Below are 14,294 nucleotides of genomic sequence, written 5' to 3'. Positions count from 1 at the left end.
ATTTAAATCTTATGTTTTTTAGAATCACGTTATAAATATGCTGTTTTTCCAATATGTTATAGAACTAACATCTTTAAAAAGGCCGATATTTTTATAAGCAAGGACAGACAAAATAAAATAGTAGTCGTCTTCCTAAAAGAAGCTGGCAACAACCGTAATCCTTTTATTTCATGTGCAACGTCACGGGAGTGGATAATAGGTTTCAAAAAGGGGGAAATTTGAAAAATATTGTTTTACGTTTCGTCTCGTTTTAGAGGAAATGTAAGGTTTACAATCAATACTAACGGTGTGTGGACAGATTTGAGAATAATCACAGTTAATCTTCCGGTATCTTATTTAAAAGCAATTGACGCACTAACAGGTCAAAAAGGTCTATATCCAAGCCGCAGTGAACTCATTCGAGTTGCAGTTCGTGATTTTTTAATACATGAGCTGGACGCTGCCAAATCATTTCAAAAATATCAACAAAACCAAATTACTCTTGCCAAACAACCGCAACAAATCGATGATAGTATGTTTGTCCGAGTTCCCGTAAAAGAAGGTGCTATTGAGGGAGTCACGGAATATAAGACCTATAAATTAGTGAAGCGATAAATTTTTACCCTTTTTTCTTTCCTTTCTTTAAACAAAAAACCATTGATTTAACAAAATTTCATATTTTTGAAGTGTTTTTTGAAGCATTTACAACAGTTTTTTTCGATTCTTTGATATTTTTAATCACTATTTCTTTACTAAAAAAAATTGGTCTAACTAAATTAGATAAGGGAAAAAAAGATATTTAATTATAGAAGGAAAAAAAATGACTGATAAATCCCCAGTTGTCGAATCGAATGCTATCGCAAAAATTGAAGGAAAAACAACCCCTTTTGGATTTGAAGTTAATTTAATTCATCCAATTCATAAAAATTCATATCTGTCCGCCCAATGTGAGGATAAAAACTATGTTTTAGGAATTCAACAGTTATGGAATGATCAAAATGGATACCATGCAAAGGTGAATGTTATCGGGGAGCCTCCCCTAAGTCCCTTTGATATTTCGACAGAAATTTATGACGCAAAAGATGAAGAAATCAAAGATGCTATCGGCTTAAATATTATGGATGAACAAGCTCTTCATCTAGGCAAAATTTTGCACACAACTATTGATGGAAATATCAATGTTGAAAAATTGGGTAGGGTTTTTATAACGGGAAAATCTGGTTCAGGAAAATCCTACACAGTTGGAGTTATAATTGAAGAATTAATGAAAAAAAGAATTCCTTTGGTAATTATTGATCGCCATGGGGAATATTCATCTCTAAAATTGTTAGATAAAGAAAACATTCCTCCAGAAGAAGCATTTTTTAAACTTGAAGATCGAGAAAAGAAATATGCTGCCTCAATAATTGAGTTTGGCGATCTTAAAGTTAATCCTGGTGCAGATTTGAATTTAGATTATCTCTTGGCGGCGAACATCGAGGATTTAATCACATCTGGAAATGTGATAATTATCAACCTTTCCGGGCTAGATATTCCAGTCCAGGAGAATTTTGTCAATCATTTTTGCTATCAACTATATAAAGCGAGTACTCTCCGGAAAATACCACCCCATTACTTGTTTATAGATGAAGCACACCTTTTTGCTGGTAAGAAAAAAACAGCTATAACAAAAACCCTCAAACTTTCAGCTCAAGAAGGTAGAAAATTCGGTCACAATCTTGTGGTGATCACTCAAAAACCTCAGCTTCTAGACGTTACAATAAGAGCTCAAGCGGGAACATGGATTATCCATAAACTCACGGATCTAAATGATATCAAAATCACTTGCAATTCAGCCGAAGGGTTGACCAATGATGCTGATGAAGAAATCCAAAATTTATCTCCTGGGGAAGCCATAATCACAGGAGATGTGTCTCCTTTCTGTCCGTTATATGTAAAAATTCGGAAAAGATATACCATTCACGGTGGAGCAGGATATAATCCTCTAGACTTTATTGAGAATGGAGAGATCTTACCAAAAGCGGCTTTGGTAGAACGGTTGCGAAATTCATTCAATCCAAGTATTCTTGAAGAGGCATCTCAAGATGTATTGAAAACGCAAAAATTGAGTCCATCTGAACTCTATGCTCGAATTGATGAATTACGGAAAGAAAATCTTAATATGAAGCAAAACCTGTTAGATTTAGAATCCCAAAAAACGGTCAAAATGGAGGATATATCTAAAAATAATATTGAATCTGAGAAAACCACCCTTCTTCACGATATTAATGACCTTATTCCAAATCTAAACGCGGAAAACTCGGATACTCCATTGCCCGGGGAAATGTATGATGAAAAAATGCTTGAAATTATGGAGGAAAAAGACGATCTCACCATCCAATTACAAGAAACAATTGATGATCGGGATGCCATTCGTGTTCTTCAACAAACTCTTCAGCTGGAAATGTCTGGTGTGAAAGTGGAAAATGAAGAATTGAAGGCTAAATTGAAAAATGAAACCAAGCGGGCAGATGATGCCGTTGCTTTAGCAGAACGTTGTGTTGCTGCTATGAAAAAGAAAAAACGATAAAATATTTTTTCTTCCTTCCTTTAATTTTCCTATGCTTTTGAAAATTGCTGCAAAAAACATTCCCGATAAATCCAAAATCGAAATTCTTGCAGAAAAATACGGTTTACAACTCAGTCACTTTGAATTTGATGATTCTGAAAAAGATTCCCGCAAGCTTATTGCCATGTACTATGATATTCCCACCAAAAATGAACCAATTCAACTCTACGCAGCAAAATCCGAAGAGGAACAACTATTTAAAAAACTCACTGACGCGCTAGACATATTAGAAGAGGGAACGATTTCACTGGTGCATGAAATGGATGTTAAACATCTTCCTATCATTCGCAAAATTAAGGATAAGCAAGAGAGTGGATTAGAATTTTCCTTTTTCTTAGATGAAGGAACTATATATTCGACAAGTTCTGAAGAAAATGAAGCAATGTACGAAGGTAATTTGACACTCTTAATGAAAAATATTACAGACCAACCAGTAACTTATGAACAAGTGCATATTACACCATGTGGATTTCGTTTAGGAGATTTACAAGGCAATGAATTGCTCACAATGCTTGGCAAGAAATTAGACACTCCCCAACCAAATACCATCAATCCGGGAGAGATTATTGTAGGAAATGTGCCGTGGAACATTAAAAAAGGGTATCCCGGAGTCTATATTCTCTATCCGATTACATCAGAATTTGTGTTTTCAGGTCAGACTAAACAATTTTCTTTTGCACCAATTCAGATTCAATTAAAGTAGAACTGATAGTTTTTACGGAATTTTTTTCTCCATAACTATGAGAAAATTGTAAAAATATAGTAATCTTGCTTCGTGCTTTACTTTTTGGGGGAGAATTGATATCCTAGAGCATTGTGAATTCTTCCCAAAATATTTCCACCAATACTAAAAGCACTCGTTTCCTACATGCAAGCGATTTACACTTCGGATCTAAGCAATATCAGAATCCTTTGCTTGCCGATGATCATTTATTTGCCTTCCAGCAAATTTTGACGTTAGCGATTGACAGACAGGTCGATTTTATAATCTTGGGAGGAGACATTTTCACATCACAGGATCTATTGCCTAATCAAATGGAACAAATTATTGATATATTATCGGATTTTAAACAAAGAACCAATGAAAAGATTCCTATAATTGCAATTGAAGGAAACCACGATATCCGCAGATATTCCCATGGAAACCAAATTCCGCGTAGACAATCATGGCTTCGGATTTTAAATAAATTGGGAATGTTGATCCTTCTGGATGCAGATTTAGAAAATCAACCAGAACAGCGATTTAGCATTTTTGATCCTATTTTACGTAAAGGAGGAAAAGTGATTATAAAGAATTGTGTCATTTATGGCTCCAGTTATTTAGGCAAGCAATTACCAAAAAAAATTCACTTAATTCGGGAGGGAATTAATGACCAAGATGGAATGTTTCATATTCTTCTTCAACATTTCGGAATCCAAGGGCAGATGAAAGGTGTACCAGGGCAATCACTTCATCGAGTATCTTGCCTGCGAGATCGTGTGGATTATTTAGGTTTAGGACATTACCATTTAGGATATTCACTTCAGGGATGGATTTTTAATCCTGGTTGTGCACAAGCAGTTTCTGCGGGAGAAAATACATTTCAGAAAGGTGTCTTTTATGGAGAAATATCAGGGTCCAAGGGGATATTTCGCCAGAAAATTTCTTTGATAAAGCTAAAAAATAGGCCAATTGAATGGATCACCGTGTTTTTTTCCAAAAGCTACCAATCTATGTCAGAAATTTATGCTCAAATCAATCACGAAATCATCAGACAAAACCCGTTTTTAATTCAAAAAAACGATCAAATCCTGAAAAATTCGCGTTCCTTACCCGTGCTTTATATTGTTTTCAAAGGAAATCCCCCTTCACGATTAATAGACTTTGAGGATAAACCTTTGCGCGAATGGTTTCTTTCCCATCTTGATATCATTGATGTCAAAATCTATCGAAAATTCATAAAATCAACTCGTACCTTAGAAACTTATGCATCTCAACAAACTTACAAAAAACCTCAGCGTCTTGAACAATATATGATTAAAAACAGGTAAAATTAGAACAATTTATGAAAGATCTTTAAAAAAATGAATATCTTCTGGATCGCGATGGGATTCAGTATATCCATTTTTCAAATATAATCTAATGGCATCGGACCATGTGTTGGTTGTTTCCACCACAATTCGATCCATTCCACGTATTTTTGCTTGCTTTTCCAAAGATCTAACTATTTTACTGGCTAATCCCATACCTCGAAAATTCTGATCAACTGAAATTCGTTGCATTCGGCCTACTTTATTTTCCTCTAGGATTAAAGCGCCGCAGCAGATTATTTCATTTTCATAGATTCCGACTAGAAAATCGTCCCCTTTTCCAATATAATGATCCAAGATCGCATATAGATCAGGATTCAGGGTATCATCAATATAACCCCAATGCTCCTTTAAACCCGCCAAAACCAAATTTTTTGCGGAATTCACCGTGGTATCTGAAACGGGAAGAATTTGAATTAAATCACATATCTGTTGGCTTCTACCCTTTTTTTTCGCAGTGTTGGGATTCATCAGATAATTTTATGAATTAATGGTCAAAATTAAATCCCATGGACTGATTTCTTATTTCAGAAGCGTATTAAAATTTCTATCAGGTAAAAAAAATTGAGTGCCGTCATAACAATTAAAAATTTAAAAAAATATTATACTAAAAAATTCCCAAAAAGAGTAGAAATCAAAGCGGTTGATGATATTTCTTTTAAAGTTAACGAAGGGGAAATCTTTGGATTTTTAGGACCCAATGGTGCGGGAAAAACCACTACTATCCGCGCCATTCTAGGGATGCTTAGAGGAGTCGAGGGTGAAATTACCATTTTGGGAGAAAAAATTGATCCAAATCATCAAACCACTTACCGCAGTAAAATAGGATATATCCCGGGAGAATTAGGATTGGAAGGGGATCTGACCGGCCTTCAAATGTGTGAATACTTGAGTAAATTGTATGGTAACGCTTTCCATTTGGATGAAATTCAAAAAATTGCGACTCGATTAAATTTAGATATAAATCGCCCCACTCAAGAATTAAGCAAGGGAAATAAACAGAAAGTCGGAATCCTTGCCGCCTTAATGAGTGATTTCGAAATATTAATTTTGGATGAACCTACTTCGGGACTTGATCCTCTCATTCAAGCAGAATTTTTCAAAATATTGAAAGAAAAGCAACGGAAGACCAATTGTACCGTCTTTTTATGTTCCCATATCCTTTCCGAAGTTGAAGATAACTGCCAACGGGTTGCTATTATTCGTGAGGGAAAACTCGTAGAGATTTCAGACATCACAGATTTGAAAGAGAAGGGGTTGAAAAGTTTTCATTTGGAATTTGTAACCAATGCAAGCTTAAAGGATTTCATATCCTATCTCCAAAACGAGATTCCTGAGGCATCAATCAAATCCCAAAGCACCACTACCATCGAATTTTTGATTTCACCAGAGAAAAAAAGACAGTTGCTGCATGAAGTGAGTGGACAAGAATGGGCAGGGGAATTTGTCAAAGATTTCAATATAAATAGTGCCAGCCTTGAAGAAATTTTTATGAAATATTATAAAACAAATGATAAAGAAAATTCTGAGGAGATGAAACGATGAGCCTTCTCACAATTACTAAGATTGAAATCAAAAAGAGTCTCAAATCGACCCTACTCCTTTCGATCATTATGGGTTTATTTGTTCTAATGATCGCCGTGATATTCGACCCTGACCTCTTTGTCGATTTTGAAGATTTAGTGGCTAACTATCCTGAAGCGATTCTAGATATGGTAGGGGGAGTGCTTGATATGACTACTTTTGCGGGGTTTTACACTGTAGAATTTCTGGCCATGATTTGGATGTGGCTAGGCATATACTTTGTCTTAAAAGCAGGTCAAGATATTCCATCCACAATTGAAAATAAAACGATTGATTTAATCTTAAGCAAACCGGTGAAGCGATGGGAATTTATTCTCGGGCGATATCTGAGATTTCTATTTACGATTCTCACAGTTATAATTTCCATGGGATTAATTACTGCCTTACTCATCTTAATTCTCCCAAATCTGAAAGATCAAGAAATTAATACCGCAGAATTTATTACAGCACTAACATGGGCATTTTTATTAATTTTATCTTTGACAACTACAGCCTTCTTTTTCTCAACGTTCTTAAATAGAAAGAATGCAACGGGAGCGGCTTTCGGAATTTTTGTTGTGTTCTTCGTAATTGGCACCTTCTACACCAGTTTTCAAGAAAATATCCAAGATATTAAATTCTTGAGTATCTTTTTCTACTACGAACCCGCGAGAATTATGGTTTCTCACAGTTATGAAAATGTTCTGCGAGATATGTTGATTTTATTCGGATATACCTTGGTATTGACAATTTCTTCTATAATGATCTTCGATAGGAGAGATATTCCTGTTTGATTCCTATTTTTTTTGTTTGATTATCCATTTTTTTAAGTTTAAAAATACTCAGTTCTCTTTTTTCACTCTTTTCTTATCAAAATACTTCTATTCAATCTTGTGAAATAAGACTTATATTTTGAATCACAATTATAAAATTATAGATGAAATCTTATCCAAAATTACTAGCTATCATTATTCTAATTTCCTCAATATTTTTGTCTGTTTCCATTAATTTGATCAATGATCATTGTCTAGATGATTTCAACCAGACTTCTTTTCCACAATCTACTGGATTTATCCAAAATAGTGAAGTTTTCATATCCATCAATAGTGATGGCGATTTGGATCAATTTGCGAGTGTTTCTTTTAATGGAAACTCTTCCAAATATCCAATAATTATAGAAAATTTAAGTTTGAATAATATTTCAGCTGGAAAAGTAATATCCATCCAAAATACTAGAAAACATGTATTAATCCGTAATTGTAGAATATCGGGAAATTCAAGAACGACATTAGCAATAGAAATGATAAATTGTTCCAATATTCAAATTGACTTAAATACAATAACCAAAGTTGAAACTGGTATTCAATGGACTAATATCTCAAATATAATTATAAACCATAACAAAATCAATGCTTCAGATGAATCATTAGATAGCAAATCATTCGATCATAGTGAAAATATTACCATTATTGGCAATGAATTGAGAAGTAATTCTTATCCAACATATCTTTCATATATACATAATCTCCTTTTCGAAGGCAATTTAGTTATCAATGATGCCTTTAGAATATCCCAATGTAAAAATGTAAGCGTTTTAAATAATACTTTTAAAGGTGAGTTAAGTTTTGGAAGAGGAATTTACCTATCCAATGTGATATCTTTTAAAATTTCTAATAATATAATGGAAACTATCTACAAACCACTCTCTATTACAAATTCAATTGATGGATTTATCAATAATAACACAATCCTAAATTATTTCTTTGAATCATTGTATTTCTCATCTTGCGACTCTATTTCAGTAGAAGATAATAATGTAACGACATTAGGCTATAAGTATTTAAAATATAAGAATTTTTGGTCAACTTCCGCTACAAATAATCCCCCCGAAGATTTTGTTTTTAGAGACACTGATGGAGCAGGCATTATTTTCCTCAATACGAACAATTCAGAAATAATTAATAATACTATAAATTTTCACACCAATGGTATTGTATTGGTTAATTCAATAGATAATTTTATCTCAAACAACCATCTCACTGGGATATCAAACGAAGGAATTTATTCTACTGAACCTGATCTAAATATAATCACCAATAATGAAATCAATACAATTAAAATTTGGAAAGAATACACATTATTTATTTCCTATTTTATCGTTTATTGTGTCTTCTATTTAGGATATCTATTAATCCAAAAAAATGTCAAAAAGGAATCAGATCTTGTTGATGGAAAAACCCATGAAGGTTTTGAAAATAAAAGAAAAGTAAAGGAAAAAGAAAAAATAAGTAACTTTTCAACATTGAAAGACATCTTTACATATATTTACTTCTTTGGCGTTCCCCCATTTTTACTTCTATTCGGTTATTGTGGCTTGAATTTCAATACTTTTCCTATCTATACAATCGGTTTTGTTGTGATGATTGGAATAATTTTTGCTTTGAAAATATTTGCAGAAGATCATATGACTGCAGAATTCAAAAAGAAGAAAAATTATAGACTTATTTTTATTTTCATTTTAAATTTGATTGGGGGACTGTTAGGTATCTTTATTATCTTAGGAAAATCCATAGAAATGCTAAGATTAATTCTTATTACACCAAAATTTATCCAAATAGATTATAGCTATTATTTCCATGTTATTTGGTTTACATTACCTCTATTTTTCCTGATAAAACCTAAAGAAATCAAATATTTGCTAAACAAGAGTTCTCAAGTAATAGAAGTTCAATAAAAAAGCAAAAAATTAGCCCATTTAATGCTATTCATTTTTTTCTTCAATTTCTACCATTATATATGGTTCAATAAAATAAAATTTATATGAACAAAAACGATGTTAGAAATAGAGATGAAAGTTTATCAACGTTCTTAACGTTCTTTTTCTCAACGTTCTTAAATAGAAAGAATGCAACGGGAGCGGCTTTCGGCAATTTTGTTGTGTTCTTCGTAATTGGCACATTCTACACCAGTTTTCAAGAAAATATTCAAGATATTAAATTCTTGAGTCTCTTTTTCTATTACGAACCCGCGAGAATCATGGTTTCTCACAGCTATGAAAATGTTCTACGAGATATGTTGATTTTATTCGGATATACCATGGTATTGACAATTTCTTCTATAATGATCTCCGATAGGAGAGATATACCTGTTTGATTCCTTTTTTTTTTGTTTGATTATCCATTTATTTAAGTTTAAAAATACTTAGTTCTCTTTTTTCACTCTTTTCTTATCAAAATACTTCTATTCAATCTTGTGAAATAAGACTTATATTTTGAATCACTATTATAAAATTATAGATGAAATCTTATCCAAAATTACTAGCTATCATTATTCTAATTTCCTCAATATTTTTGCGTGTTCCTAATGATTTGAACTTTGATCTGAGTACAGAAAATTTCGACCAAGTTTATTTTCCGCAAGTTAATAATGTCATCCAAGAAAGTTCAGCGCTCATTTTAGTTCAGGATGATAGTGATTTGGAACAATTTGCGAATGACCCATATAATGGACACTCTTCAAAATATCCAATTATTATTGAAAATCTCATTCTAAGTCCCAATTCATCCTCTCATGGAATTTCAATCCAAAATACGACGAAATATGTTTTAATCCAAAATTGTTTAATTTCGGGTATTAACAACTCCAGAAGTGCAATAATAATCGAAAATTGTTCAAATATTCGAATTAATATGAATATTATTTCGAATGTGGCTTTTGGTATTGAGTTTGACCGTATTTCAAATGTATCCATCACGAAGAATGAAATAAATGTCTCACATTCACCAATATTCAATTTTTCTCCCTATTCCAACCTAAATTTGAATATTACTGGAAACATATTATTTGGAAAAATATATCAAATGTGTATTTCTCGAACTCAGAATTTAATTTTCGAAACAAATACTATATCTCATAGAGGTGGTTTAGTATTTAGAGGAGGGAGCAATATCAGTGTCCAAAATAACAAAATTGATTTTGGAGGAGCAATTCAATTTTCTTACTTATTAAATTATACAATATCAAACAATGAAATAAACTCAACTTTTGATCCGATGACGGTATTGTGGTCCTCAGATGGAGTTATTAGTAATAACATTTTTCGTATTACTAAGTTTGATCCAGTAGTGATTGATTCTTGTCATCGGGTTTCCGTAATAAACAATACCATTACCACAATAGGTCATGAAACGAATAGAATCAGGAATTTCTGGTCTTCACCTGCCAATGATTATAACATGGAAAATTTTCAGTATGGGCTCCTTTATGAATCTGGAATTCTTTTTAAAAATTCTAATAATTCAAAAATCATTAATAATACAGTAAATAATAACAGAAATGGTATAGTACTCCTTAATTCCGTTGGTAATCTCATCTCAAATAACTTTCTTAATGTAATATCAAACAAAGGAATTTATTCTGATGAACCTAAACTAAACACAATATCTGACAATGAAATCAATTCTATCAAAATCTGGAAAGAGGACCCAATATTTATTTCTTATTTTATAGTTTTTTCGGTTATCTATATAGTGTATTTGCTCTATCAAAATAGATGGAAAAAAAATTCAGATTTTGATAAGAAAAATGCTGGAGAAAACATTGAAGAAAATAAAGAGACAAAGGAATTGGTAAAAAAGAAGAAATTTCAGATCTTTAAAAATTATTTTGCCTATATTTATTTTGTAGCTGTTCCGCCCATTTTAATTCTAATCGGTTATTTTGGTTTTGGAATCTATTCCTCCTATCTATATTCAATCGGTTTTCTTGTAATGATTGGAATAATATTTGTTTTGAAAAAATTAGTAAAAGACTTGCTAAATTCAGAAATCAGAAAAGGGGAAAAAAATCGACTTACCATTTTTATTATTCTAAACTTGGTGGGGGGATTGTTAGGTATAGTTATTTTCATAGAAAAAAATATAGAAATGCTCGGATTGATACAAATTACACCAAAGTTTATCCTAATAGACTTCAATTATTATTTTCATGTTATTTGGTTCTCATTACCACTAATTTTCTTATTTAATCCTTTAGAAATTAAAGCATTACTGAAAAGGGATATCCCGAGCTTAGAAGTAACCTAAAAAAAGAAAACCCAGAATTCATATTGAATTAAATCGCAAGTGCAAATTCTTTCTCGAATTTCATACTTGAGGGATTCAGTAAGATAAATTTTTTCATATAATAAAACACGAGCAAATATGCGATCGTTTTCGGAATCATCATCATCCCTAACAGAGGAATTGCAGGACTTCCCAACAATGTGATGGTATACGTGACAAAAGATACAATAATCCATACAGAACTTCGTTTGAGAGCAGTTGTTATATCTGGATGAACTACATTTGTACTTTGAGTTTTTCGGGTAGATTTCAGAAACAAGTATAATACTTCCAATCCAATAATGTACAGAGGTAAATTGGTAAGTAATCGAAAACTAATGAAACCTAAATATAACACGGGTTCACTTCCGTAGTTATTCCAAGGTAGCAAAATTAGAATGTTCCTGATTATGACAGAACCAAAAGCGATTCCATCAAAGATTTTTATTCGTTTCTTAATGTTCAGAAGTCCAGGAATATTCACACGATTAATAAAATGTTCTTTCCAGAACAAGTAAAACAACAAATAGAAGAAAGTCATAGTTATTCCTGTTAAAATGAGTCCAATCCCATATATCGAAACACCCATTGGACTGGTATAAATATCGATTTGGTGTCCTATAGAATATTGGAACCAAAGATAAGTTCTAGGAAGCAAGTGAAAAACATCCCCAAAGGCGAGCAGGAAAAAGGCACCAAATAATAGCTTCCACGATTTTGCTCTTTCTGCGGGTTTTTTCATCCAAATATGGATCAAATTGCCCCAAATTATGAACATATAACACCACAGAAAAATAATGGAAGGAATATTGTCAATCATAACCATTAGTATAAAACCCCCCCAATTACCTGTAGATATTTAAAATACGAGAGTATGAAATTCATATTAATATGAAAAAGACAACACATCAATATAAACTTTTAGTATAAGGAATTCAATCGTTATTAGACCTTCCTATCATATTTTCAGCCCATTTTCCAACAGCATCTTGATTTAATAAAGCTAAAACAAGGCTATGGGTTTTTTCATGTGATAAGACTAAAATTTGTAATCCAGAAGTGATCCCAATTTGCTCGCGTATTTTTTTAGGTATGACAATTTGGCCCCGTTCTGCGAGCTTAACCAAACCACCAAACTCCCGATTCTTGGAATTTTTGATCGGGGCCGATTCTGGTACCCCATACCATTCTTCCGCTTTCATTAACATAATAGCATCTTTACTGTGGGGAAGAACCCCAACCAATAATGCAAGATTGTCCCCTGAATTAAGTGCAAAATCTTCGCGGGCTTGTTTTGGAATCCCTATCTGACCCCGCGAATTTACCTTGGCAACACCATAAAAATGATTCATGCTCATGAAACTCAAGTAAAAAAAGAATTTTTTATATAACAAATTTCGCCTTTGTCAACAGATTTCAAGATGTTGGTTTTATTTTATTTTTCATCTATTAAATCTAATTTATGGCCAAACCGTTCTTTTTTAGTAGTGAGGTATTCTTTATCATCTGAATGAGTAGGCAACTCATGTTGAACTTGTTCTTTGACTTTTAACCCATATTTCTCCACAGCCATAATCTTGTCGGGATTATTGGTCATCAGTCGAACGGATTGCACACCCAGAGCTTTTAACATTTCAATTGCAATTTCATAATTCCGTTCTTCAGGATTAAAGCCCAATTCGATATTGGCGTCATAGGTATCAACCCCTAAGTCCTGAAGCGCATAGGAGCGCAATTTATTCGTTAATCCAATTCCGCGGCCTTCCTGTCGCATGTATACAACAATTCCGCGACCTTCTTCTTCAATACGCCGTAAAGCGAGACGTAATTGAGGCCCACAATCACAGCGACGGGAACCTAAAGCATCTCCCGTGAGGCATTCAGAATGGATTCGAACGAGAACATTTTCCCCGTCTTCCAAATTTCCCTTCACGATTGCACAGTGGTCTTCTTCATCCGCTTGATTATTCACAAAGCCTAAAATTTTAAAATGACCATACTCAGAGGGGAAATCTGCGATGGACACCACCTTTACACACACATTCTCGTCACAATCGACACAATTCCAGCCCGACTCACAGGAGAAGTCCGATAATTTGTTGTAAACAATCTCATCGTAGCTCATTTTTTCGGATATTTTTTCCATTTTACGAACTAAAATAGGTTCTTTTTATTTAATAGATTTCGTTTTTTATAAATAAATCAAAAAGTTTGATAGGCTAACAAATTAAAAGGTTCACCTTAACAAAACTACCATCCATTGACCAAATTTCCAAAAAAAAGAGATCCTTCTGGTTGACAAAGATGTAATTAATTAAAAAATAACCTTTTCCATCTTAATTAAACTATTTTGGGATAATAAATAGACATTTTCTATTTGCTTTGATGCGCGAATGGCAAAAACTTTGTCTTGAGTGACTAAACCATATCCCCGGGAAATTAAAAATCGAAGGATCATCTCATCACAATAACCTCGCATGTGATCTGGGAGAGGGCAAACGTGTTTTTTTTGCACTTGGGCAAGTTTTTTAACAAGATACGAATCGAAATTTAAGTTCTCATCTGCTAATATAACAGAGTCGTCTTTTTTTAGAGGAAAGTCATTTACTATAGACTTTAAATCCAAATCTGGTTTGAAAACAGCTCTTTTTTTGTGACGTTGATATCGCTGGACTTTTTCAGGGTGTTTAACAGCAATGTGTTGTTTTAATCCTTTTTTATGTTTCAGCTTCCGGGAACAAAATGGACATTGCTGAGTCCGTTTATTTTTTTTCCGATTCTTCGCTTTTTTAGGAAGATTTTTTGAAATGGAAGAAGGTTTGGAATCGCGTACAAAAATATTTTTGGTATTTGTGTTCGATCTAGAAAGAGATGGATTTAGAAGATCTGATCCTTTTATTAGGGTGTGAGAAAGTTCCATCCTTGACTATATGAAGCAACTTCACCCATAAAAAGGTATGCGGTATCTGAGA

At 33.0% G+C, this 14,294-nt stretch carries 14 protein-coding genes; 9 read left to right on the top strand and 5 right to left on the bottom strand.

Features of this window, described 5'->3' with window-relative positions:
• The first annotated feature begins 228 nt into the window (after positions 1–228).
• The 4 genes from NEF87_RS16355 to NEF87_RS16340 all read left to right on the top strand — a co-directional run bounded on the left by NEF87_RS16355 (position 229) and on the right by NEF87_RS16340 (position 4,618).
• Complete coding sequence (locus NEF87_RS16355) at positions 229–594, top strand: ribbon-helix-helix domain-containing protein (RefSeq protein WP_371802479.1); 366 nt, start codon at positions 229–231, stop codon at positions 592–594.
• 205 nt (positions 595–799) lie between these two features.
• Positions 800–2,548, top strand: a complete 1,749-nt coding sequence (locus NEF87_RS16350; RefSeq protein WP_457916675.1) for an ATP-binding protein — start codon at positions 800–802, stop codon at positions 2,546–2,548.
• Positions 2,549–2,579: 31 nt separating this feature from the next.
• Positions 2,580–3,290, top strand: a complete 711-nt coding sequence (locus NEF87_RS16345; RefSeq protein ID WP_457916674.1) for a hypothetical protein — start codon at positions 2,580–2,582, stop codon at positions 3,288–3,290.
• A 113-nt stretch (positions 3,291–3,403) separates the two neighbouring features.
• On the top strand, positions 3,404–4,618 hold the full coding sequence (locus NEF87_RS16340; RefSeq protein WP_457916673.1) for a metallophosphoesterase family protein: 1,215 nt from the start codon (positions 3,404–3,406) through the stop codon (positions 4,616–4,618).
• Positions 4,619–4,630: 12 nt separating this feature from the next.
• Here NEF87_RS16340 and NEF87_RS16335 read toward each other — a convergent pair whose 3' ends face one another.
• Positions 4,631–5,128 carry a GNAT family N-acetyltransferase gene (locus NEF87_RS16335; RefSeq protein WP_457916672.1) on the bottom strand — a complete coding sequence of 166 codons (498 nt, stop codon included), beginning with the start codon at positions 5,126–5,128 and terminating at the stop codon, positions 4,631–4,633.
• A gap of 93 nt (positions 5,129–5,221) precedes the next feature.
• On the opposite strand from NEF87_RS16335, the gene NEF87_RS16330 reads away from it, so the two are divergent.
• From NEF87_RS16330 to NEF87_RS16310, 5 genes are all read left to right on the top strand, one after another.
• A complete protein-coding gene (locus tag NEF87_RS16330) occupies positions 5,222–6,202 on the top strand; it encodes an ABC transporter ATP-binding protein (protein ID WP_457916671.1) in 981 nt (326 codons plus the stop codon).
• A complete protein-coding gene (locus NEF87_RS16325) occupies positions 6,199–7,014 on the top strand; it encodes an ABC transporter permease subunit (protein ID WP_457916670.1) in 816 nt (271 codons plus the stop codon). The genes NEF87_RS16330 and NEF87_RS16325 overlap by 4 nt, the downstream gene beginning before the upstream one ends.
• A gap of 143 nt (positions 7,015–7,157) precedes the next feature.
• The gene (locus NEF87_RS16320; RefSeq protein WP_457916669.1) at positions 7,158–8,954 is read left to right on the top strand and encodes a NosD domain-containing protein; all 1,797 of its coding nucleotides are present in this window, start codon (positions 7,158–7,160) and stop codon (positions 8,952–8,954) included.
• Positions 8,955–9,040: 86 nt separating this feature from the next.
• Positions 9,041–9,373 (top strand): hypothetical protein, encoded by a 333-nt coding sequence (locus NEF87_RS16315; RefSeq protein ID WP_457916668.1) that lies wholly within the window; start codon positions 9,041–9,043, stop codon positions 9,371–9,373.
• A 143-nt stretch (positions 9,374–9,516) separates the two neighbouring features.
• On the top strand, positions 9,517–11,304 hold the full coding sequence (locus tag NEF87_RS16310) for a right-handed parallel beta-helix repeat-containing protein (RefSeq protein WP_457916667.1): 1,788 nt from the start codon (positions 9,517–9,519) through the stop codon (positions 11,302–11,304).
• A 28-nt stretch (positions 11,305–11,332) separates the two neighbouring features.
• Here the strand turns inward: NEF87_RS16310 and NEF87_RS16305 are convergent, their stop codons facing one another.
• The 4 genes from NEF87_RS16305 to NEF87_RS16290 form a co-directional block, all read right to left on the bottom strand.
• Positions 11,333–12,148 carry a hypothetical protein gene (locus NEF87_RS16305; RefSeq protein ID WP_457916666.1) on the bottom strand — a complete coding sequence of 272 codons (816 nt, stop codon included), beginning with the start codon at positions 12,146–12,148 and terminating at the stop codon, positions 11,333–11,335.
• Positions 12,149–12,257: 109 nt separating this feature from the next.
• Positions 12,258–12,680, bottom strand: coding sequence for an AbrB/MazE/SpoVT family DNA-binding domain-containing protein (locus tag NEF87_RS16300; protein ID WP_371802470.1), 423 nt, complete (start codon positions 12,678–12,680; stop codon positions 12,258–12,260).
• 77 nt (positions 12,681–12,757) lie between these two features.
• Complete coding sequence (ribA, locus tag NEF87_RS16295; protein WP_371802469.1) at positions 12,758–13,468, bottom strand: GTP cyclohydrolase II; 711 nt, start codon at positions 13,466–13,468, stop codon at positions 12,758–12,760.
• A gap of 168 nt (positions 13,469–13,636) precedes the next feature.
• Positions 13,637–14,242 (bottom strand): hypothetical protein, encoded by a 606-nt coding sequence (locus tag NEF87_RS16290; protein ID WP_457916665.1) that lies wholly within the window; start codon positions 14,240–14,242, stop codon positions 13,637–13,639.
• Positions 14,243–14,294 lie beyond the last annotated feature (52 nt).

This window comes from Candidatus Lokiarchaeum ossiferum (assembly GCA_025839675.1).
GTDB lineage: Archaea > Asgardarchaeota > Lokiarchaeia > Sigyniarchaeales > Promethearchaeaceae > Lokiarchaeum > Lokiarchaeum ossiferum.
This window is presented reverse-complemented; position numbering and strand designations above follow the sequence as displayed.